This window comes from Flagellimonas pelagia (assembly GCF_003584135.1).
GTDB classification, from domain to species: domain Bacteria; phylum Bacteroidota; class Bacteroidia; order Flavobacteriales; family Flavobacteriaceae; genus Flagellimonas; species Flagellimonas pelagia.
Map to the genome: position 1 here is coordinate 93,097 of NZ_QXFI01000033.1, position 23,281 is coordinate 116,377.

Here is a 23,281-nt window from a genome sequence, read left to right on the forward strand (position 1 = left end):
TCTATGCTTTCCATTAAAAATGGATGTTAATTTAAACACTACTAATCAACATTATCGTGTAGGAATGAGTTGTTGGAACGCAGCTGTAGGTCATCGTTGCTATCCTCACTCAATGTGGTCCTGGATACTTTCTGCTCCCTTGGCACATCGTTCAGGTCCACCCCTTGTCTTTTGTAGGCGGGCTGCTTTTCAATCTCGTCGATGCTGCTCCTGTTGTTCTGGAACTTATAGTTGAAATTTTTCAGTTTTCTTCTACGTTCATCCGCCCTTTCCCTCAAAATCTCGTTGATGGGACTGTTCATGGGATCCAAACTGTCCATGGTTTCCTCATGTTGTTGGGCCGTTTCCAATTTGATGGTCTTCTTTTCGAACACCAGTTCGTTCTCGACCATTTTGGGCTCGTGGGTCTCCGCCATCGATTTGGCACCGGTCAACTTGTTTTCCAGTTCCATGTATTCCTCCAAGTTGTATCGAGTCTCACCTTGATTTCTATATTCCAGTACAGGTTTTACCTCTACATATTCGTTCACCTTTACGTCCCCGATACCATCATCCAAATTGAAAGTGATGGTATGTTCCTTTTCATCCTCTTCCTCTACTTGTGCGTTCAATGGCATATCGAAGCTTAGGGTAAACTGGTCCTCATTTGCTTTTGGGGACACGACCTCGGCATCAATGACTTCAATATTGTTGATGATGTTTTTGGCCTCGATAATGATGAAATCATCCTCAATATATTCAGGTACTACTTCTTCGTAGAATACATTGAAATTTCGGATATAGCTGGTGGTTGGGACCAAATCAGGATCTTGTGCCTTTATTTGGGGCTTCACCTCTTTAATTTCCTTTACTTCCTCAACCTCCTCTACTTCCAGCGTATGCTTCACAATGGTAGGTTCTGGTTCAGGCTCCACCACTGGGGTTTTTTCCACTTTTACCTCTTGGACCGATGTAGCCTCAGGGGTCAAATCCTGTTGGGCGGTTTGTTCATCCTCCAGAGTATAGAAAACCTTTTTGGATTCCGTGTTCACGATATTGTCCTGCTGGTCCACATTGAAACCCGTGGCGATAACCGTAACGGCGATGGCCTCACCCAAGCTCTCGTCCTCGCCCACACCCATGATGATGTTGGCTCCGTGACCTGCCTCGATTTGGATATGATCGTTGATCTCACCGATTTCATCAATGGTGATTTCCTGGGAACCGGAAACAATCAGCAACAATACATTTTTAGCGCCATTGATCTTGTTATCGTTCAACAAGGGAGAATCCAAAGCTTTCATGATGGCTTCCGTGGCCCTTGCGGAACCTGAAGCCGTGGCAGAGCCCATGATGGCCGTACCACTGTTGGAAAGCACAGTCTTGGCATCCCTAAGGTCGATGTTCTGTGTGTAGTGATGTGTTATAACCTCTGCAATACCCCTTGCCGCAGTGGCCAAAACTTCATCCGCTTTGGAGAATCCGGCCTTAAACCCAAGATTGCCGTATACCTCACGAAGCTTGTTGTTGTTGATGACAATCAGGGAATCCACATTGGCACGCAATTTTTCAATCCCCAATTGTGCCTGTTTGTTACGCATGGCCCCTTCAAACTGAAAAGGAATGGTCACGATACCCACGGTGAGCACATCCATTTCCTTGGCCAATTTGGCCAAAATGGGTGCCGCCCCCGTACCGGTTCCGCCTCCCATACCAGCGGTGATAAAGGCCATTTTGGTGTTGTGTCCCAACATACCCTTGATCTCTTCCATACTTTCCAAGGCAGCCTGTTCCCCAACTTCGGGATTGGCCCCTGCACCAAGACCTTCGGTAAGGGAAACCCCCAATTGGATCTTATTAGGCACGGGACTGTTCTGTAATGCCTGGGCATCGGTATTGCAGATTACGAAATCCACTCCGTTAATGCCAGCCTGGAACATGTGGTTGATGGCGTTGCTACCGCCACCTCCTACTCCGATAACTTTTATTACGTTGCTCTTGTTCTTGGGCAAATCAAAAGCGATGTTGTCAAATTCAGTGTTCTTACTCATGACAGATGTGTTTCTTTATGGGGTTATTATTCTGCGTTGTCCAAAAAGTCCTTCAACTTTTCCGACCACTTATCAAATATGGATTTTCTCTCCTTGTTTGCAGACACATTTACTTGTCCGCCCATATGGTCCTGCTCCACCAACACTTTTTCATCCTCGTGGATTTCTCCTTGCTCCAGAACCAAAGTCCTCTTTTTGGTCTCCAATGCCTTCATCAAAAGACCCACAGCAGTAGCATACAATGGGCTGGCAACCTCCTCGTCGGAATCACCCGCCAAATGCTCATTCGGGTAACCGATACGGGTGTCCATGCCCGTGATGTATTCCACCAACTGCTTTAAATGCTTCAATTGGCTTCCACCACCAGTCAAAACGATACCGGCAATTAATTTTTTCTTTTGCTCTTCGTGTCCATAGTTTTTGATTTCCACATAAACCTGCTCCACGATTTCCACCACTCGGGCGTGAATGATCTTGGAGAGGTTTTTAAGGGTGATTTCCTTCGGTTCACGACCCCTTAGCCCTGGAATGGATACAATTTCGTTGTCCTTGTTTTCGCCTGGCCAAGCGGAACCGAATTTTATTTTCAACAGTTCGGCCTGCTTTTCGATGATGGAGCACCCTTCCTTAATGTCCTCGGTGATAACGTTGCCCCCAAATGGAATAACGGATGTATGGCGAATGATGCCATCCTTGAAAATGGCAAGATCCGTAGTACCACCCCCTATATCGATAAGGGCCACACCTGCTTCTTTTTCTTCTTGGCTCAACACCGCATCCGCAGATGCAAGGGGTTCCAAAGTGATGCTACCTAGGTCCAGCCCGGCACTTTTAATACATCTACCGATGTTTTTGATGGATGAAACCTGGCCCACCACTACATGGAAATTGGCTTCCAATCGTCCACCATACATGCCTTTTGGATGTTTGATCTCGGACTGGCCATCCACTTTATATTCTTGCGGCAACACATGAATGATTTCCTCACCCGGAAGCATCACCAATTTATACACTTGGTTGACCAATTTGTCCAAATCCTCATCATGAATCACTTCCTCGGAATTGGGTCTGGTGATATAATCGCTGTGCTGAAGGCTGCGGATGTGCTGACCGGCAATGCCCACCACCACGGAACCTATTTTCAGCCCTGAATTCAATTCGGCTTGTTCCACCGCTTGTTGAATGGAGGAAATGGTCTGGGTGATGTTGTTGACCACACCACGGTGCACTCCCAAACTTTTGGACTTTCCGGTGCCCAGTATCTCAATTTTTCCATACTCATTTTCCCTACCGATGATCGCCACGATCTTGGTAGTTCCAATATCCAACCCTACTGAATAATTACCCTGTTCCATACTTTATATTTTGGTACAAACCACTTGATTGTTGAATTCCAAACTCACTATAGCATACTTTTCCAAGGAATTGTCCTTGGAAGCCTTGGCATAAAAGGCCATGAAATTTTTAAACTTCATGTTCAGATTGTCCACCCCGCCCAAATTCACCACAAAATTTTCCATGCGGAACCTGAGCTGATAGCTTCCTTCTTCCTCTATATGGATCCCGATGACGTTTTTTCTCAAAAAATCGTCTTCGTTGATATAGTTCAAAATAACATAGGCATCCTCAAGGGACTTCCCTGTAATCTTACCCGTAATGATGGGGACGCGAGCCGAATGATACCTTGACAATGGCATGCGTTTTCCCAGATCATCCAAATAAAATTTAGTGACTCCCTCAACTCTCCCTATGGGTTTTCGCTGAACAATCTTAGAGATAAGCTCCCCGTTTACAGTAAGATAGACTTGGGCGTTTTTCACCATATCGTTGGACTCAATTACCTCCTCTATGGTATTCAAAACTAATTGTTCTTTATCCCTATTTTTTAAAGGCCCGTAATTTTGTATTAACAATTTATTAACCGCATCCTCGGTCAAATACAGGTTATCCTCGCCCACAAATTTTATGGCAACGTCGCTTACTTTCTTTTGTTTGCTCCTATGATCGGCAAAACCGTAAAGGGCAATTACGGCCACCGACAAAAATGCCAGTTTGATGTAATTCCAATTAACCCGCATACGCCAATTCTTTTTTAATTTTTGGTACTTCCATTCCAATGTCACCTGCACCAAGAGCCACCAAAACCCCTGTTTTGCAGTTCTTTATTTCATCCAGCAAAGCTGATTTTTGAACCAACTTTTTGTTAGGATTCTCTATTTTATCCAACAGCCACGAAGAAGTAACCCCCTCTATGGGCTCTTCACGCGCTGGGTAAATTTCCAAGAGTATTATCTCATCAAACCGGGAAAGGCTGGCCGCAAAATCATCAGCAAAATCCTTGGTTCTTGAAAACAAGTGGGGTTGAAAAATCACCGTGATTTTTTGTCCCGGATGCATTTCCCTAATGGCCTGATGCACCGCATCGATTTCGGTTGGGTGATGGGCATAATCGTCAATAAAAACAAAGTCCTTTTCCTTGATCTGATAGGAAAATCTTCTTTGTACACCCTTAAAACTTGCCAGAGCTTCGGCTAGGCGGTGTGGTGGGCAACCGGTTTGCACCGCCATTCCGAATGCAGCTAATCCATTGAGCAAATTGTGCCTTCCGGGTTTGTTGAACTTTACGTTCTTGATGACCTCCGAAGGCGTGACGAGATCAAATATGTAGGTGCCATGTTCAATGTCAATATTTTCTATGCAGAAATCAGAACCGTCCTCAATCCCAAAGGTGATGCCTTCCATGGGCAACCCTTTTCGAACAAACAATTTTCCTCCCGGTTTGATCTTTCCGACAAATTCCCTAAAAGAATGGTACAACTCTTCTTTGGTTCCATAAATATCCAAATGGTCGGCATCCATGGAAGTGATACAAGCCACTGTCGGGGAAAGCCTCAAAAAGGAACGATCGAACTCATCCGCTTCCACTACGGAATATTCGGTGCCATCCAACACAAAATTACTGTTGAAATCCTCCGAAATACCTCCTAAAAATGCCGTGAAAGGCAAACCACATTCCTTGAGCAAATGGGCCAAAATCGCCGATGTGGTCGTTTTACCGTGAGTTCCCGCTACCGCCAAGCAAAAGGAATCCTTGGTGATGATGCCCAATACCTCAGAACGTTTCTTTATTTGAAAACCATTGTTCTGATAAAAGTTAAGTTCCGTATGATACTTTGGTACTGCAGGAGTATACACCACAAGGGTCTGGGGATGTTTGAAGGTATCGGAAATCAAATCCACATTGTCTTCAAAATGAACCGGGATTCCAATTTCTTCAAGTCCATCGGTTATGGGAGTCTGCGTTTTGTCATATCCGGCCACTTCCTTACCAATGAAATTGAAATAGCGCGCCAACGCGGACATTCCGATGCCCCCTATGCCAATAAAATAAACGCTATGTATGTCCTTCAAATTCACCTCAACAATTTTTCAATTTCATCCACAATATGTTCCGTAGCCTTTGGCATAGCCAGTTTTTTGATGTTCTGGCCCAAGTTTTTTTGTATTTCTTCTGATTCCATTAATTGGATAAAGCCGTTCTCAAAGCTTCCATCCAATTCCGATTCCTTCATCATGATAGCTGCATTCTCGCCCACCAAGGCACTGGCATTTTTGGTCTGATGGTCTTCTGCCACATTGGGTGAGGGAATAAAAATCACCGGTTTTCCCACCAAACAGAGCTCTGAAACTGAACCAGCACCTGCCCTTGATATGATTACATCGGCGACGGTGTAGGCCAAATCCATCCGATTGACAAAAGGCAAAACCTTTACGTTATCGGAATCATACTTTTTATAGTCTTCGTGATATAGTTTTCCGCATTGCCAAACCAATTGCAGTCCTTGCTTTTCGAAAAAATCCAATTCCTTTTCCACCAATTGGTTGATACGACGTGCGCCTAAACTTCCACCCAAAACCAACAGGGTTTTCTTGTTGGCATCCAATCCAAAAAAAGCAATGGCTTCTTTCCTATCCGCTTTTAAATCCACCAAATCCATACGGATGGGGTTCCCTGTTTTTACGATTTTTTCCTTTGGAAAAAATTTTTCCATTCCATCGTAAGCGACACAAATTTTCTCTGCCTTGCCAGCCAATAGTTTATTGGTAATTCCTGCGAAGGAATTCTGTTCCTGGAGCACACAGGGAATACCAGCCCCAGCGGCCACCCTTAACAAAGGTCCACTGGCAAACCCCCCTGTACCTATGGCCACTTGGGGTTTGAACTGTTTCACTATTTTACGTGCTCCTAACAAACTACTTATCACTTTAAAGGGAAACATGAGATTTTTCAATGTCAGTTTCCGTTGTAATCCACTGATCCACAAACCTTTTATTTCGTATCCGGCCTGTGGCACTTTTTCCATTTCCATTTTATCCTTGGCCCCCACGAACAAAAACTTCGCGTCCGGATGTCTTCTTTTTAGCTCGTTGGCTATGGCCACAGCGGGATAAATATGTCCTCCCGTTCCTCCTCCAGATAGAATAAACCTATAATTGCCCACTCAATACTTCTAAAGGATTCGTTTCATCTATGTCATAGGATTGCTCCTCCAAATTCTCTTTTTTGTTGCTGGCGCTAAGCACAATGCCGATGGCCATACAGGTCATCCAAATGGATGTACCTCCCATACTGATCAAGGGCAATGGCTGACCCGTTACCGGGAACAATTGCACCACAACTGCCATGTTGATGAAGGCCTGGAACACAATCGGAAGTCCCACCCCTATCACCAATAATTTTGAAAATACCGTCTTTGCTGAATGCGCCACCACCACGATCCTAAACAGCAACAACAGATAGAAGAACAACAAAGCGCCTCCGCCAACCAATCCGTATTCTTCAATGATGATCGCAAAAATGAAATCGGAGGTACTCTGAGATAACATATTCTTCATAACGCTCTTGCCTGCTCCCTTGCCCACAATGCCCCCTTCTGCCACCGCAATCTGGGCCAACGTCAATTGGTGCAAATCATCCTTATCGGCATTTTCTGGGTGCAAGAAAGTCTCAATCCTGGATTTCCAGGTTCCGGCACGTTGGGGCAAAACATCGGGTGTCTTGAACAGGACAAACAGGAACATACCTGCAAATACAATCCCAACCCCAAGCATGGACAAGAGATATTTTAATGGATAACCTCCCAAAAAGCAGAGTACCATCACCATAAAACAAATGATGGCCGCTGTTGAAAAGTTCTCCGGCAAAATCAATAAAACCACCAAAGCAACAGGAAGCCATAGAGGCAAAATGCTTTCCTTGAAAGTAATCTGTACATCCTTGATCTTGGTCAAATACCTAGCGATCCAAATCATCAGCACCACCGAAGCCAAAGTGGACGTCTGAAAATTGACCCCTACAAATGGAATCTTGATCCAACGGTTTGCCGTTACCCCTCCAATCCTTGTCTCTACTGTCAAAGTATAGGCCAACAGAATTAACACAATAGGAAGTGCAATAATGGAGAGTCCCTTAAAATAGTGTGTCGGAATCCTGTGAATGGCATAGATGATCCCGAATCCCAGGAACAACAACATGGCATGCTTGACCAAATGACCAATAGTTGTTCCGTCACCATTAACGTAGACCAAATTGGTACTGGCACTGTACACGGGCAAAAATGAGAAAAGGGCCAAAAGGGCTACTACACCCCAGATGGCTTTATCACCTTTCAGATTTTTGAAGATTGCAAACACGTTTACAAGTTTTTTACTGCGTTTTTAAATTGATTTCCCCTGTCCTCATAATTTTGGAACAGGTCAAAGCTGGCACAAGCTGGTGACAACAATACAGCATCACCTCTTTCGGCCATTTTATAGGCAACTTTCACGGCCTCTTCCATGGAAAAGGTCTCGATCATCAAATCAATCACATTGCCAAAGGCATCCTTAATTTTGGAATTGTCAACCCCCAAACAGATGATTCCTTTTACTTTTTCTCTGACCAATGGCATCAATTCGGAATAGTCGTTCCCTTTGTCCACACCACCAACAATCCACACGATGGGTTTTTTGATTCCATCCAAAGCATAAAACGTAGCGTTCACATTGGTTGCCTTAGAGTCGTTGATGTATTCCACGTGGTTGATTTTTAATACCTTCTCCAATCGGTGGGGTGCTCCTTGGAACGACTGGATACTCTGGCGAATGGTTTCTTTCCTTACCTTCACCAGAAGGGCGGCCATACTTGCAGCCATTGTATTCTTCACATTGTGTTGCCCTTCCAAGGCCAAAATATCTGTACTCATTTCCAAGGTTTTATGTTCTAATTTTATTTTAATCGTATCATTTTCGAGCCAAGCTCCTTCCTCTACTTCCCCTTTTAGGGTGAATGGAATCAATTTGGATCGTACTGGATGCTTTTTCAACCAATCCACCAAAACTTCATCGTCTGCATCATAGATCAGGTAATCTTGCTCATCTTGATTCATCGCTATGCGAAACTTAGATGCGATGTAGTTTTCAAATTTGTACTCATAGCGATCCAAATGGTCAGGCGTTATGTTGGTGATCACGGCCACATGGGGTTTAAAATCCACAATGCCATCCAGTTGAAAACTGCTGATCTCCAAAACGTAATGATCAAAATCCTGCTCTGCCACCATCTTGGCATAGCTATCACCAATGTTTCCGGCCATACCCGCATTCAACCTACCTTCCTTGACCAAATGGTAGGTCATCATAGTGGTGGTGGTCTTTCCGTTGCTTCCCGTAATCCCGATAATGGTTGCATCGGTATATCTGGAAGCGAATTCGATTTCCGAAATCACTGGAATACCTTTTGCCACAAGCTCCTTAATCAAAGGCACTTTGTCAGGTATTCCCGGACTCTTCATCACCACATCCGCATTCAAAATCTTAGCCTCCGTATGTTGGCCCGATTCCCATTCAATCCCAAAATGTTCAAGAACTTTCTTGTATTTATCCTTTATCTCGCCTTTATCCGAAACAAAGACTTCAAATCCTTTTTTCAATCCTAAAATGGCAGTTCCTACACCACTTTCTCCTCCTCCGAGTACCACCAAACGCACCATCTATCTAATTTTTAAGGTGACAATACTGATGATGGCCAACAATATCCCAATGATCCAAAAGCGGGTCACTATCTTACTCTCGTGGTATGATTTCTTCTGATAATGATGATGCAAGGGAGCCATCAGGAAAATGCGCCTACCTTCCCCGTATTTCTTTTTGGTATGCTTGAAATACCCTACTTGCAACATTACGGACAGGGATTCCGCGAAAAAGATGCCGCACAAAATGGGCAATAACAATTCTTTTCTAACGATAATGGCAATCACGGCGATGACCCCTCCAATGGTGAGACTACCCGTATCTCCCATGAACACTTGTGCCGGATAAGCATTGTACCATAAAAATCCGACCAAAGCCCCCACAAAGGCAGCGAGGAATACCACCAATTCACCTACTCTTGGCAGATAAAAAATATCGAGATAACTAGAAAACTGAATATTACCGGAAACCCAGGCAAAAATGCCCAAGGTGAGTACGATGATGGCAGAGGAACCTGCCGCCAATCCATCGATACCATCCGTAAGATTGGCCCCATTGGAAACAGCGGTCACAATAAGGATGACCACTGGAATAAAGATGATCCAAGCATAATCTTCCATACCATCACCCATCCAAGAGATGAAATCGGCATAATCCAACTCGTTATTCTTAAAAAAAGGAACATTGGTGCGAACGGCCTTGGTCTCTTCCCCAAAAACCCGTTCTACCTTAAAGTTTTCCGTAATGGTGGTCGTATCCTTTTCTTTTATGGTCACTTGGGGATGAAAATATAGGGTCAAACCCACAATCAATCCCAATCCGACCTGCCCCATTACCTTAAACTTGCCCTTAAGACCTTGTTTGTCCTTTTTGAAAATTTTGATGTAGTCATCGATAAACCCGATGATACCCATCCAAATGGTGGTGATAATCAACAGGATGACATAAATATTTTTGATGTCTGCGAACAAGATAACAGGCAATAATGTGGACATGATGATGATCAATCCACCCATGGTAGGCGTACCCGCCTTTTGCTGTTGTCCTTCCAATCCTAAATCGCGAACCGTTTCTCCTATCTGCTTTTTTTGAAGGAAAACAATGATGCGTTTACCGTAAACCATGGCTATTAAAAGAGACAACATTACAGCCATAGCAGCCCTGAAGGTGAGGAACCCGAAAAGACTCGCGCCTGGCAGCTGATATTGTTTCTCCAAAAAATCGAACAAGTAGTATAGCATCGACTACGTTATTTATTTAAGCTCTCCAAAGCTTCTTTTACTTCTTTAAAATCATCAAAATCAACCCGAACCCCATTGGTTTCCTGATAGGTTTCGTGCCCTTTTCCAGCCACAAGAATAATGTCGTTGGCCAAGGCCAGCTTGCAGGCAGTTTTAATGGCCTGCTTCCTGTTTTCTATGGACAATACCTTCTTGGCATTTTGGGGCTCCACCCCAGCTTCCATTTCCTCAATGATCACTCCAGGGGACTCCGTTCTGGGGTTATCCGAAGTGAAAATGGCCTGATTGCTCATTTCGGAAGCGATATGACCCATAACCGGACGCTTAGACTTATCACGGTCACCACCACACCCCACTACGGTGATGACGTTTTCATTTCCAGTCCTCAATGCATTGATCGTAACCAATACATTTTTTAGTGCATCCGGCGTATGGGCATAATCAACAATAGCCGTTATCTTATCTTTTGAAATGTAATATTGGAACCTACCGTCCACATTTTCCAATTCGCTCATCAACCTTAGTATCTCCATTTTCTCCAGACCCAACAGATCCGCAGTGGCATAAATGGCCAATAGGTTGTAGGCATTGAAATCACCGATGAGTTTGGACCACAATTCATTTTCATCCATCTTCAACAGTTGCCCGTTGAACTGCCTTTCCAAAATCTGGGCCCTGTAATCCGCATAGGTTTTTAGGGCGTAGGTATATTTTTTGGCCTTGGTGTTCTGTAACATGACCAAGCCGTTTTTATCATCAATGTTCACCAATGCAAAGGCTGTTTTGGGAAGTCCATCGAACAACTTCTTTTTGGTATCCCTGTACTCTGCAAAGGTTTTGTGGTAATCCAAATGATCGTGGGACAGGTTGGTAAAAATGGCCCCTGCAAAATGTAGTCCTTCGGACCTTTTTTGATGGATACCGTGCGAGCTCACTTCCATAAAGCAAAACTCCACGCCCACCTCGTTCATTTTGGACAAATAGTTGTTGATGGTCAACACATCAGGTGTGGTATGGCTGGTTGGAAATTCCATTTCATCCACCATTACTTTGATTGTTGAAATCAACCCGACCTTATATCCAGCCTTTTTGAATAAGTTGTATAAAAGCGTAGTTACCGTAGTTTTTCCATTGGTACCCGTTACCCCTACCAGTTTTAAATTTTTGGAAGGATTTCCATAAAAATTAGAAACCACAATCGCCAAGGCACTGTTGCAATCCGGTACTTTTAGGTAAGTAACACCATTGACCAATATTTCAGGAAGTTCTTCACAAATAATGGCCTTGGCCCCGGAGTCCACCGCTTTTTGAATGTACTTATGCCCATCGGTCAAGGTTCCTCGAACGGCCACAAAAACATCATCCATCCCAACTGCCCTTGAGTCGAAATGGATATGGTTCACCAGCACATTGGTGTCCCCGCTTACCGCGGACAAACTTACTCCATATAAAATATCCTTCAACAACTTCATGAAAGCTCCAATACTATTTTTTTGACTCGTTTGATATCGGTTCCTTGATCTATGGATTGTTTTTTCACCTTTCCGTTCCCATGCACCTCCACTTCCAACCCCATATTTTCCAAAAGGGAGACGGCATCCATACCGCTCATACCTTTCACATTGGGCACGGTGCTGAATTTCTTTTGGGCCTGGGCAAAATATTGTTGATAGTTTTCGTCGAGCTTAGCATCCTCGATCACATCACTTTCCACTTCATCCACCATGGGCGAAATGGCATGTATCTTTTGGGCCATGGATTTAAAAACAGGACCGGAAACATCCGCCCCATAATACCCCACACTCTTATCGGGCTCATGGATGACCACGATGCAAGAATACTTAGGATTATCTGCGGGGAAATAGCCAGAAAAAGTGGAGATATAGGCCAATTTATCAGGGTCCTTGGTCACATAGTTTTTTTGGCAAGTACCTGTTTTACCGGCCATGGAGAAGTTTTTGGAATACAGTTTATGGCCTGTTCCGAAATCCTTTTCCACCACACCCTTCATCAATTGTTGTACTTTTTCAACGGTTTCATGGGAACAGATGGAAGAATTCACCACTTGTTTATCAAATCGTTTTACCACCTTGCTACCATCACGTACTTCTTTGATCAAACGGGGTTTTACAAATTCACCGTCATTGGCAATGGCATTATAAAAGGCCAAGGTTTGCATCGGGGTCAAGGAAACTTCATAACCATGCGACATCCAACCCAAGGAAATACCGGACCATCCTTTTTCCCCTGGATATCGAATCACAGGATCACCCTCCCCAATGATGGGCAGACCCAACTTTTTATGAAGGCCCATGTTCATCAATCGGTTTACGAACTTTTCGGGCTGTTCCTTATAATTTTCGTTGATGATCTTGGCAAAAGCGGTGTTTGAAGAGACTTCGAAAGCCTTGGCTACCGAAATTTTTCCATATCCGCCTGGCCTAGAATCCTTTACCACTCCATCATAAATGCGGTAACGACCATTTTCGGTATCAACCACGGTACTGGTATCTACCACCTTGTCCTCCAAAGCGGCCACTAAAGACATCAGCTTGAAGGTAGATCCCGGTTCATGGGATTCTCCAATGGCATAATTGAGTTTTTCGTAATATTTTCCGTCCGAGGTACGGCCCAAGTTCGAAATAGCCTTGATCTCCCCTGTTTCCGTTTCCATCACCACCACACAACCGTGATCGGCATTATACCGCTCCAATTGTGCCAAAAGTTCGTGATGGGCAATATCCTGAATATTCACATCAATGGTTGACACTACATCCAAACCATCTTGGGGCTCCACGATGTTGTCCAATCCCACAGGTTTCCATTGCCCCTTGGCAATTTTTTGTTTTAGACGCTTCCCTTCCTTGCCTCGCAAATAGGTTTCACCGAAGGCACCGTCCATACCCACCCGAGTATAGTAGCCGTTTTCATCCACCCTTTCATAGCCGATACTACGAGCGGCCATTTGTCCCAATGGATATTCACGTACCACTCGGTGCGTTTCAATAAAACCACCTTTATACGGACCAAGATTAAACAGCGGAAATTGCTTAATCCTGACAAAGTCGAGGTAATCGATATTACGCGCCACCAATGCATAACGGTTCCCATTGGCCCTTGCCTTGCGGAACAATTGTCTGTAATAGGAAGATGGCCTGTTGAACATCATTCCCAACGAATCAGAAAGTGCGGCCACATGGTTCTGAAAATTATTTTCGGATACCGTTTTGGCATCAAACCGGATTTCATATTTGGATACGGAAGCCGCCAACAAACTGCCATCCTCGGAATACAAATTGCCTCGATTGGGTTCAATGGTGAACATTTTCTCCGTCTTGCTCAAGGCCAATTGCTTATATTCATCAGCTTTTACTACCTGAATATCCACCACCTTCACGATTACCGCAATGGCCAATACCACAAGACCCCCGGAAACCAGGTACAGTCTGTTCATGATATTTTTTTCAGTGATCGGCATCAGTCAGTGGATTTTACTTTGATTTTTTTAGGTGGATTTTCGGAAGGGACCAATCCTTTGTCAGCAACCACTTGCCTTAAGGTTGATTCCAATTTGAGTTGTTGTACTTGGGAACGGCCTTGAAAGAATTCGCTCTTCAGCATCCTGACCTCTTCATTAAGGGCAGCGATCTCAAGGACCTTTCGGTCAGCATTATGGCTACTGGAAATCATCAAGGCTGCCAAAAACGAGGCAAACAACAAGAACATCCAGTTCTTGGGAGCATCCCCGCTCACCAAAAACTTTCCTTTTAGTATGTCCAGTAATCCTTTTCTCATTTCATCTTCAATTGTCATTCCCATGCCGACGGGAATCTTTTAAAAAATCACCTTTCGACTGCGCTCAAGATGACATTTCAACTTCTACCTATATTTTTTCCGCAATCCGGAGTTTGGCACTGCGTGCCCTATTGTTCTGTGCTATTTCTTCTGCTGATGGTACGATCAGCCCCCCAACCTTTTTTAGAGGAACACTGATGTTCCCATAAAAATCCTTTTCCGGTTCGCCTTCAAACCTTCCATCACGGATGAACCGTTTTACCAACCGATCTTCCAAGGAATGGTAACTGATCATACTCAATCGGCCTCCATGATTTAGTAATTCTGGAACCTGCATCAAAAATTCCTTGAGCACCTCTATTTCTTGGTTCACTTCGATCCTAATTGCCTGATAAATCTGCGCCAAGATTTTGTTCTCCTTCATCTTGGGCAAAAACTTGCCAAGCACCATCTTCAAATCATCGGTTGTTTTGATGGATTTTTGCTCCCTTGCTACAACAATGGTCTTGGCCATGGCGTTGGCATTCCGTAATTCACCATATTGGAACAAGACCGTTGCTAGATCCTCTTGGGAATACGCATTGACCACCTCAAAGGCCGATAGGGCGTTGGTCCTGTCCATCCGCATGTCCAAATCAGCATTGAACCGAATGGAAAAGCCACGCTCCGCCTCATCGAACTGATGCGAGGAAACCCCAAAATCCGCTAGGATTCCATCAACTTTCCGAATGCCATAGAACTTTAAATATTGCTTGAGGTAACGAAAGTTCTGGTTGATCAACTGAAATCGGTCGTCATCGATAGCGTTCTGCAACGCATCTTCATCTTGATCGAATGCGAACAACTTTCCACTTTCGCCCAATCGCTTCAAAATTTCACGGGAATGTCCTCCGCCACCAAAGGTGACATCTACGTACACCCCATCTTGTTTTATGTTCAATCCGTCCACCGACTCCTGTAACAAAACTGGATTGTGGTACGCACTATTCATCGTCATCAAAAATCTCCTCGGCCAAATCGGCATAATCTTTCTCCCCTTCGGCCAAGACCTGCTCGTACATATCCTTGTTCCAGATCTCTATCTTATCGAACACCGCATTCAGGACCACTTCCTTATCGATCTTCGCATAATCCACCAAGTTTTTAGGAATCTGCAACCTGCCCGTATCCCCATCAATGGCCACCTCTTTCATGCCCGCCACAAAGTTTCTGACAAACGCATCGTACTTGCGATTTATCTTACTTTTCTTCATGACCTTTTGCATGAGCACATCAAACTCCTGTTTGGGATACAACTCGAGACATTGCTGAAAAACGGACCGCTTGATCACGAACCCTTCCTTGATCACGGGCAACAACTGATTCTTCAAGGAAATGGGCAGAAGCACCCTTCCTTTTGAGTCAGCTTTACAGTCATGTTGTCCGATGATATGGGTCACTAGAAATCAATTGGTTACTTAATACAACTCAAATATATAGATTTTATTTCCACATTTCTCCACTAAACACCACTTTTGTTAATAAATTCCCCACTTTTGAGCGCAAAACTACCTTTTAACAATGGTAAACCCAACCTCAGAATGGGTGGAGAAGTTCCCTGGAAAATTGTCGTTCATAAAAAACTTGGTGTCGTTGGGCCAAAAACCTGAAATCTTTATGATTTGAATTGCCTATATTTGCGCCTCTTACTACCAACTAACTATAGATGGAAGAGCATTTAATTGAGGACGGCAAATACCGATATATAGAAAAGGGAGAAGGAACCCCCATGATCATATTGCACGGACTCATGGGCGGATTGAGCAACTTCCAAGGGGTATCGGAGTATTTTCCGACCAAGGGATATAAGGTTTTGATTCCCGAACTTCCCATTTACGACATGCCTATCCTGAAGACCACCGTAAAGAATTTTGCCAAGTTTTTGGAAGACTTTATCGAGTACAAAGGATTGAAGGATGTGATTCTATTAGGCAATTCCCTAGGCGGTCATATTGGGCTTTTGCACACCAAAATGTTCCCTAAAATGGTAAAGGCCCTGGTAATTACTGGCAGCTCCGGACTTTACGAGAGCGCTATGGGCGATGGCTACCCTAAACGTGGCGACTACGAGTTCATCAAAAAGAAGGCCCAAGATGTTTTCTATGACCCAGAAGTGGCCACCAAAGAAATTGTGGACGAGGTTTTCGCTACGGTAAACGACCGTATGAAATTGGTCAAGACCCTTGCCATTGCCAAAAGCGCTATTCGTCATAACATGTCGAAGGACCTTCCCCACATGAAAACGCCTACCTGTATTATTTGGGGAGAAAACGATACGGTTACCCCACCCAATGTAGCCAAGGAATTTCATGAGCTTTTACCTGATTCCGATTTATATTGGATCGAGAAATGTGGGCATGCCCCCATGATGGAGCACCCAGAGGATTTTAATCGTATACTGGATGCTTGGCTGAAAAAGCGTAACTTCTAACCATGAAAATCACATCGGCGGAATTTGTTATGAGCAACTCCAATGTTGCCAAATGCCCCAATGAACCTCTGCCTGAATATGCCTTTATCGGCCGTTCCAATGTAGGCAAGTCATCACTCATAAATATGTTGGTGGACCGCAAAGGTTTGGCCAAAACTTCGGGAAGACCCGGAAAAACACAGCTCATCAACCACTTTAAGATCAATAACAACTGGTTTTTGGTGGATTTACCAGGCTATGGATATGCCCGAGTTTCCAAAAAGGACAAGAATACCTTCCAAAAGTACATTACCGAGTATTTTCAAAAACGCAAGCAATTGGTATGTGGTTTTGTTTTGGTCGATATTCGCCATGACCCACAACCCATTGACCTGGAATTCATGGAATGGTTGGGGACCAACCAAATTCCCTTTGCCATCATCTTTACCAAGGCGGACAAACTGAAACCTGGGGCCGTGGAGAGGCAGGTGAACGCCTATCTTCAAAAAATGGTGGAGGGTGTTTGGGAAGAAGCTCCTCCACATTTTACCACTTCATCGGCAAACCACATGGGCGGGGAAGCACTGTTGGAATTCATCGATGGCATCAACCAGGATTTTTTCAAAAACCAATAGCCTTCAGGTTCCCCACTCAACAGTATTTTAAGGAAAAGTTTAAATTCAGTACTTTTCCATTCAACTTCATTACCCATGGACCCTGTCAAAACCTATCACGATATCAACAAGGCGGATGGTTCTCTCAGTTTCGGGATTTCCAAAATGGAAGACATCTACCAAAAAAGAAAGGGGCGGCCCGATGTTCCACATCGTCATGATTATTACACCATATTAGTAGTGAAGGAGGCCGAAGGTAACCATATTGTGGATTTTACTACACATGCCCTGAGCAACAATCAAGTATATTTTATCAGTCCAGGTCAAGTGCACCAACTCACAGAAACCAAACCTACGGTTGGATATTCCATCGTTTTTTCATCCCAATTTTTGGCCTTGAACCATATTCTGGTGGATTTTATTGAAGACATCAACCTTTTCAACGATTTTTCCAATACACCTCCCTTACAAGTGGGAATCAAGGAAATGGAACTTCTTACCTCCTATTCAGAGGAAATGCTACGCTTAAATACTGGGGATTCCGCCTATAAATATGAAGCGATAGGTGCTTTGCTGAAATTATTGTTGATCACCTGCCATAACTTGTGTTCCTTGAACCAACTGGATACCCAAACCATGGAAGTCGGGGCCAGTTTGGTGCGTAACTTTAAACATTTGGTAAACCAACATTACAAAACCTGGCACCATGCTGCAGCTTATGCGGACGCCCTTCACATTACCCCGGATCATTTGAACCGCGTGGTAAAATCCTTAACTGGAAAAACTGCGAAGGAGCATATCCAAAGTCGAATTACCACAGCCGCCAAACGATTGCTCTATTTCTCTCCACTATCGCAAAAAGAAATCGCCTTTGAACTAGGCTTTTCGGAGCCTGCCAATTTCAGTGCCTTTTTTAAATCCTGCACAGGAATTTCGCCCAGTACATTCAAACAATCCACCTAATATCGGATTTTCATAAGTCCTTCCCGTGTTTTCATATCGCCGAATCACGAGCGTAGTCCGACCTTTGTAGGGAACAAAAAAGCAAGAATCATGAAAACTGTATTACACAAAGCCAATACTAGAGGACACGCTAATCATGGTTGGTTGGACTCCCACCATACTTTCAGTTTCGCAGGATATCAAAATCCGGAGCGGATGCATTTTGGGGTGTTGCGTGTCTTAAATGACGATCAAGTATCAGCGGCCAAAGGCTTTGGGACCCATCCGCATGATAATATGGAAATCATCTCCATTCCGTTGGAAGGAGATTTGGAACATAAAGACAGCATGGGCAACGTGGCTACCATTAAGGAAGGAGAAGTGCAGGTAATGAGTGCCGGCACAGGCATTTTCCACAGTGAGTATAACAAAAACCCGGACAAGCCAGTCAAGTTTTTACAAATTTGGGTATTCCCGAACAAAAGGAATGTAGAACCCAGATACGATCAAATATCCATTAGAGACATTGAAAAAGAAAATGCCTTTTACCAAGTTTTGTCGCCCAACCCAGACGATGAAGGCGTTTGGATCCATCAGGATGCTTGGTTCCACTTGGGTAAATTTGAATCGGGTGCCGAAGCATCCTATCAAATTCACAAGGAAGGAAATGGCGTTTATGCCTTTATTCTAGAAGGCGAGGTGGAAATCAATGGTCAAAAATTGGAAAAACGGGATGGTTTTGGTCTTTGGGAAACCGATTCCTTCGAATTTAAATCTGTGACTGACAGTAGAGTATTATTAATGGAAGTCCCCATGAGCCTATCCCAAATAGGCCGATAATAAATCAAAAAAAGCCCAATATTGGGCTTTTTTTGATTCCAAATTCTATTTCCTAATCTTTCTACAACCTCCAAAAGGTTAAGAAATGCCCGCTTCTTTCCAAAGTTTTTGGAATAATTAGGTATTTTAGAATCACCTAATTAACCGAAAATGCACAGAACTTTTTTCATGGCCCTTCTTTGTTTGGCCACTTCAACAGTTTTTGCACAGGACACCTTCTACCCTCCAAAAGTTGAAATATCGGATTATACCCTTTCCAGATTTTTGACCGAACTAACCTTGGCCGTGGGCAGACAAGACCAAACCTTTATTCTAGATCATTTAGATCCTAATATCGTGAACAGTTTTGGAGGAGACGGAGGCATTGAAGAATTTAAAGAGTACTGGGATTTTAAAAACAATAGCACCCGATTTTGGGAAGTTGTCGAGCAACTGTTATTGATTGGCGGCCCAAAATATGAAGAAGGTTCTGACAGCTACACCATTCCCTACACCTTTACCGATTGGCCAGAAAAATTTGATGCCTTTGAATATTATGTGGTCATGGGTACCAATGTAAACATAAGGGATAAACCCACTACCTCAGATTCAAAGGTGATTGGACAATTGAGCTATCAAATTGTAAAATACAATGCACCAGACTGGAAGGATCAACATAAAAATCCTGGCTGGATGAATGTGACCACTACCGATGGCCAAATAACAGGCTATGTTTTTGATAAGTTCCTGGTGTCGCCCATTGATTACCGAATGGGATTCACCAAAACGACAAAGGGCTGGGTCATTTCCATGCTTGTCGCAGGGGACTAAAATCAACACCTTATATTACAAGATCTCACAAAAAATAACTATGGCAACAACCAATAATAAATTTACACCAGCCGGATTTTTGAAAATCATGTCCTTTTTGCATCTGGGCATTGCAGCCACCCCTATTGTTTTAGGCATTTTGTTCTACACCCAAAGTAAAGGTGCGCAATTAAACTTCGACAATTCTGGCGACATGTTTATTGCCATTGTTCCCGTTATTGCCATTGGCAGTATTTTTTTAGGGGACTTTATTTTTAGAAAAACATTGGGCAGTCTACCAAAAAATACGAGCCTTCGGGATAAATTGGCCAAGTTCCAAACAGCGTCCATAATCAAGTATGCCCTGCTAGAAGGAGCTGCGCTTTTCAGCGTGGTGATTTTCTCCAACACCCAAAACCTCACTTATTTGATTATTGGGGCATTTTTGATCTTTTATCTCTTGCTCCAACGGCCCACAAAGGATAAAATTGAACGCATTTTGGATTTGCGCGGAGAAGAAAAGGCTAAATTCAATCAGATGAACGAGCCTTTGGATTGAATTACAGTTTATCCAACTCCAACTTTTCAGCGAAGTAGTCGCAGAAATCCTTCATGGTGGCCGTCATCTTCTCATCTTGGGTCGCCTTCATAAAGGTATCGGCCATCGTCATCAAGGTTTGATGGAAAAACATCTTCATTTCATCCACGGGCATATCCTTGGTCCAAAGGTCAATCTTAAGGGACTCCCTATTCTTACTGTCCCAAACGGACAACATCATGGCCTTGGCATCTTCTTCCTGCACGCCACCATCCTGTGCCGACCATTTCAATTCTTCCGGAACACGGTTCTCATCAAGTCCTACGGTCAACTTTATTTCTGAAGTATGTACTACTGCCATTTTATTTTCTTGGTTTGTAATTAGATTGTTTCAATATGTCATCAGCCGGCATCTCAAAAAGTTGGTTCAGGCTGACATGATTTTTTTCCATAAAAGCCCTCACGATTTGCCATCCTATATACCTGCCCAACCTTCCAGGAGATTGGTTGTCCAATTCCAACCCGAATTTGGAAAAAGGTGCCGGATCCAAGAACTTTCGGTCCAATTTAGAATCGGTGCTGTACAAAACTTCCTGCTCCACAAAATATTTCCAGATCTGTTCCTCGTTGGCCATGGCCCAATCCATCTGTTCCTCGGAGTACCCAATTTTTTGCGCATCGGTATTGGTCGGCAATAATTTATCTTTTAGATAAAGTTCCTTTCCATAATACACCATGCGAGAAAGAAAGGTACGGTTTCGCGGATACGAAATCACCTTTTTGGAAAAGGCACTGGCCACATCCGACGCCAAAAACTTTTTCTCCAACCCCGCGGCAATATACCGTTGAATGCCCTCATAAAAATGATGGTCCTTCCCTAAATAATTGTCCAATCCTATCAACAATAAGGTATCCGTAAGAATGATCCGGTCTTCGTACCGAACGTCGGAAGTCAAGGTCACCACTTTCGGGGTCTCAAATTCAGGAAAGTAATATTTGATATGTTGGAAGAGTGATCCCAATGCTTCTGTTTCAGTTGCAAAATTTCCAAAGGCTTTATCCACTTCTTCGGAAAGTTCCACCTGAAGGGTATCACTCAATTTGGCTATCCAAACACTATCCGGAAACTGCATGGGGAACAAATAAGGATATTCGTTCTTCAACTTGGGAATATCAGTTGGGGTTGCTTTAGCAAATTCGCGATCAAATCTAGAAATCTTCAGGTCAATAGGAATTTTGGCTATTGCCTCTTCGGTCTTATCGGTCTCCTTACATCCTGATAAAACCAAAATGAACGCCAAAATCAACCAACTTGCCGATTCTGGGGTAAAGTATTTCAACAACCTCTTCATTTTTAAGGGCACAGCGTTTAAATTTACAGGGCACAAAGGTAATTTATAGAATCTAATTTAGAAGATATGCAAACAGAAAAGGTAATCGACCATATTGTAAACTGGCTAAAAGACTATGCAACCCAAGCAAAATGTAACGGGTTTGTTATTGGGGTTTCAGGTGGAATTGATTCCGCAGTAACCTCAACACTCTGTGCCAAAACAGGAATGGACCTTTTGTGTTTGGAAATGCCGATACACCAGGGAGAGAATCAAGTAACAAGAGCTGACAAACATATTGATTGGCTTATTGAAAACTTCCCCAATGTTTCACGTCAACCTGTGAACCTAACCCCCGTTTTTGATAGTTTGGTAGCTGCTTTCCCAAAAACGAGTACAGAAGAAGAACGTCACATGTCCTTGGCCAACACCCGCGCCAGATTACGTATGACCACCCTATACTACTTTGCCGCTCTTAAAGGATACTTGGTAGCGGGTACCGGCAACAAAGTAGAAGACTTCGGAATCGGTTTTTACACCAAATACGGTGATGGAGGTGTGGACCTAAGTCCCATTGCAGACCTTGTTAAGACAGAAGTGTATGAGCTGGGCAGAGTTCTAGGGGTTAATCAAGAAATTATGGAGGCACCACCTACAGATGGGCTTTGGGGAGACAGTAGAACCGACGAAGACCAAATCGGTGCAAGCTACCCTGAATTGGAATGGGCCATGGAAATGGACAACCAAGGAAAAACAATTGACGACTTTTCTGGCAGGGAAAAGGAAGTATTCGCTATCTATAAAAGGTACAATACTGCAAACAAACATAAGATGGTTCCTATTCCTATTTGCGAGATTCCAGAAGGGTTAAAATAGCCTTTCAACCATAAAACCCCGGTCTAAAACGAAAAAAACCATAGAAAAACTATGGTTTTAAGAAAAAAGTTACAGTTTTACGGTAGCAAATTGTTATCTTGCCTGCTATGCTGCGCAAGTTGCACAACACTAACCAAACACGAATTAATTATTTAAGCGAATGATAAAAGTATTGATCGCAGACAACCACCCTGTAGTTAGGTTGGGGATTAAAAAGGTACTTGAATCCAGTCCTGATATTGAAATCATTGCAGACGTATCTACTACCGCAGAGCTTTTCCAGGCTTTAAAAAATGTTTCTCCAGATGTAGTCATTTTGGAAATGGACATTCCTGAAATCAATGGAATCGCCACCCTTCGAAAAATGAAATTGGAATTTCCCGACATCAAGACCTTAATGTATAGCGGTCAATCTGAAGACGTATATGCTTTGAGCACCATACGTGCCGGAGCTTATGGTTACTTGTCCAAAACCGCTGATTTGGACTACATTGTCACGGCAGTGAAAAAAGTAAGCGAAGGCAACATGTTCATTACCAATGAACTGGCCCAGCGACTTGCTTTTGATGAAGGAACACAAAAACCAAGAAGATTCTTCAGAAAACTTTCTTCGAGAGAAGTTGAGGTATTGAAACTCTTGGCCAGTGGTAAACGAAACAAGGAAGTTGCAGAAGGTCTTAATCTGAACGAGAAAACCGTAAGCACCTATAAGGCCCGTTTGATGAAAAAGTTGAACGTGGACAACTTGGTGGATTTGTTACAACAGGCAAAAGCCTTGGAATTGTATTAAGAATACCCAACCAAACCAACTATAGTAAGTCCCTT

23 protein-coding genes are annotated in these 23,281 nt (G+C 43.5%); 8 read left to right on the top strand and 15 right to left on the bottom strand.

Going from position 1 to position 23,281, the window contains the following annotated elements; genetic code table 11:
• Positions 1–41 precede the first annotated feature (41 nt).
• The 13 genes from ftsZ to mraZ form a co-directional block, all read right to left on the bottom strand.
• Positions 42–2,030 (bottom strand): cell division protein FtsZ, encoded by a 1,989-nt coding sequence (ftsZ, locus tag D2V05_RS14520; RefSeq protein ID WP_119648331.1) that lies wholly within the window; start codon positions 2,028–2,030, stop codon positions 42–44.
• A gap of 26 nt (positions 2,031–2,056) precedes the next feature.
• A complete protein-coding gene (gene ftsA / locus D2V05_RS14525) occupies positions 2,057–3,385 on the bottom strand; it encodes a cell division protein FtsA (protein WP_119648332.1) in 1,329 nt (442 codons plus the stop codon).
• 3 nt (positions 3,386–3,388) lie between these two features.
• Positions 3,389–4,108, bottom strand: coding sequence for a cell division protein FtsQ/DivIB (locus D2V05_RS14530; protein WP_119648333.1), 720 nt, complete (start codon positions 4,106–4,108; stop codon positions 3,389–3,391).
• A complete protein-coding gene (murC, locus tag D2V05_RS14535) occupies positions 4,098–5,447 on the bottom strand; it encodes a UDP-N-acetylmuramate--L-alanine ligase (protein WP_119648334.1) in 1,350 nt (449 codons plus the stop codon). Before murC ends, D2V05_RS14530 begins: the two co-directional genes overlap by 11 nt.
• On the bottom strand, positions 5,444–6,532 hold the full coding sequence (gene murG / locus D2V05_RS14540; RefSeq protein ID WP_119648335.1) for an undecaprenyldiphospho-muramoylpentapeptide beta-N-acetylglucosaminyltransferase: 1,089 nt from the start codon (positions 6,530–6,532) through the stop codon (positions 5,444–5,446). The genes murC and murG overlap by 4 nt, the downstream gene beginning before the upstream one ends.
• The gene (locus tag D2V05_RS14545) at positions 6,519–7,724 is read right to left on the bottom strand and encodes an FtsW/RodA/SpoVE family cell cycle protein (protein ID WP_119648336.1); all 1,206 of its coding nucleotides are present in this window, start codon (positions 7,722–7,724) and stop codon (positions 6,519–6,521) included. The genes murG and D2V05_RS14545 overlap by 14 nt, the downstream gene beginning before the upstream one ends.
• 2 nt (positions 7,725–7,726) lie before the next feature.
• Complete coding sequence (gene murD, locus D2V05_RS14550) at positions 7,727–9,061, bottom strand: UDP-N-acetylmuramoyl-L-alanine--D-glutamate ligase (RefSeq protein ID WP_119648337.1); 1,335 nt, start codon at positions 9,059–9,061, stop codon at positions 7,727–7,729.
• Positions 9,062–10,282: a phospho-N-acetylmuramoyl-pentapeptide-transferase gene (gene mraY / locus D2V05_RS14555; protein ID WP_119648338.1), complete on the bottom strand. Its 1,221-nt coding sequence runs from the start codon at positions 10,280–10,282 to the stop codon at positions 9,062–9,064.
• 8 nt (positions 10,283–10,290) lie between these two features.
• Positions 10,291–11,754: a UDP-N-acetylmuramoyl-L-alanyl-D-glutamate--2,6-diaminopimelate ligase gene (locus D2V05_RS14560; RefSeq protein ID WP_119648339.1), complete on the bottom strand. Its 1,464-nt coding sequence runs from the start codon at positions 11,752–11,754 to the stop codon at positions 10,291–10,293.
• A complete protein-coding gene (locus D2V05_RS14565; protein WP_119648340.1) occupies positions 11,751–13,760 on the bottom strand; it encodes a penicillin-binding protein in 2,010 nt (669 codons plus the stop codon). The genes D2V05_RS14560 and D2V05_RS14565 overlap by 4 nt, the downstream gene beginning before the upstream one ends.
• A complete protein-coding gene (locus D2V05_RS14570; RefSeq protein WP_119648612.1) occupies positions 13,760–14,077 on the bottom strand; it encodes an FtsL-like putative cell division protein in 318 nt (105 codons plus the stop codon). Before D2V05_RS14570 ends, D2V05_RS14565 begins: the two co-directional genes overlap by 1 nt.
• Positions 14,078–14,165: 88 nt before the next feature.
• Positions 14,166–15,068 (bottom strand): 16S rRNA (cytosine(1402)-N(4))-methyltransferase RsmH, encoded by a 903-nt coding sequence (rsmH, locus tag D2V05_RS14575; protein ID WP_119648341.1) that lies wholly within the window; start codon positions 15,066–15,068, stop codon positions 14,166–14,168.
• The gene (mraZ, locus tag D2V05_RS14580; protein ID WP_119638745.1) at positions 15,061–15,516 is read right to left on the bottom strand and encodes a division/cell wall cluster transcriptional repressor MraZ; all 456 of its coding nucleotides are present in this window, start codon (positions 15,514–15,516) and stop codon (positions 15,061–15,063) included. The genes rsmH and mraZ overlap by 8 nt, the downstream gene beginning before the upstream one ends.
• Before the next feature lie 266 nt (positions 15,517–15,782).
• Between mraZ and D2V05_RS14585 the strand changes: the two genes are divergently transcribed.
• The 6 genes from D2V05_RS14585 to D2V05_RS14610 all read left to right on the top strand — a co-directional run bounded on the left by D2V05_RS14585 (position 15,783) and on the right by D2V05_RS14610 (position 20,270).
• On the top strand, positions 15,783–16,547 hold the full coding sequence (locus D2V05_RS14585) for an alpha/beta fold hydrolase (RefSeq protein WP_119638744.1): 765 nt from the start codon (positions 15,783–15,785) through the stop codon (positions 16,545–16,547).
• 2 nt (positions 16,548–16,549) lie between these two features.
• Entirely contained in the window at positions 16,550–17,161 is a 612-nt protein-coding gene (gene yihA / locus D2V05_RS14590) for a ribosome biogenesis GTP-binding protein YihA/YsxC (protein ID WP_119638743.1), read from the top strand.
• Positions 17,162–17,236: 75 nt separating this feature from the next.
• Positions 17,237–18,103, top strand: a complete 867-nt coding sequence (locus D2V05_RS14595; protein ID WP_119648342.1) for a helix-turn-helix domain-containing protein — start codon at positions 17,237–17,239, stop codon at positions 18,101–18,103.
• A 90-nt stretch (positions 18,104–18,193) separates the two neighbouring features.
• The gene (locus tag D2V05_RS14600; protein WP_119648343.1) at positions 18,194–18,922 is read left to right on the top strand and encodes a pirin family protein; all 729 of its coding nucleotides are present in this window, start codon (positions 18,194–18,196) and stop codon (positions 18,920–18,922) included.
• Between the two features lie 150 nt (positions 18,923–19,072).
• Positions 19,073–19,732, top strand: a complete 660-nt coding sequence (locus tag D2V05_RS14605; protein WP_119648344.1) for an SH3 domain-containing protein — start codon at positions 19,073–19,075, stop codon at positions 19,730–19,732.
• A gap of 40 nt (positions 19,733–19,772) precedes the next feature.
• Positions 19,773–20,270, top strand: a complete 498-nt coding sequence (locus tag D2V05_RS14610; RefSeq protein WP_119648345.1) for a hypothetical protein — start codon at positions 19,773–19,775, stop codon at positions 20,268–20,270.
• 1 nt (position 20,271) lies between these two features.
• On the opposite strand, the gene gldC is transcribed toward D2V05_RS14610, so the two are convergent.
• Positions 20,272–20,610, bottom strand: a complete 339-nt coding sequence (gldC, locus tag D2V05_RS14615) for a gliding motility protein GldC (RefSeq protein ID WP_119648346.1) — start codon at positions 20,608–20,610, stop codon at positions 20,272–20,274.
• A gap of 1 nt (position 20,611) precedes the next feature.
• A complete protein-coding gene (gene gldB, locus D2V05_RS14620; protein ID WP_119648347.1) occupies positions 20,612–21,601 on the bottom strand; it encodes a gliding motility lipoprotein GldB in 990 nt (329 codons plus the stop codon).
• A 66-nt stretch (positions 21,602–21,667) separates the two neighbouring features.
• Here gldB and nadE point away from each other — a divergent pair, with 66 nt between their 5' ends.
• Together nadE and D2V05_RS14630 are read left to right on the top strand one after the other, a co-directional pair.
• On the top strand, positions 21,668–22,456 hold the full coding sequence (gene nadE / locus D2V05_RS14625; RefSeq protein WP_119648348.1) for an NAD(+) synthase: 789 nt from the start codon (positions 21,668–21,670) through the stop codon (positions 22,454–22,456).
• Between the two features lie 160 nt (positions 22,457–22,616).
• Positions 22,617–23,246: a response regulator gene (locus D2V05_RS14630; RefSeq protein WP_119648349.1), complete on the top strand. Its 630-nt coding sequence runs from the start codon at positions 22,617–22,619 to the stop codon at positions 23,244–23,246.
• Positions 23,247–23,281: the final 35 nt, after the last annotated feature.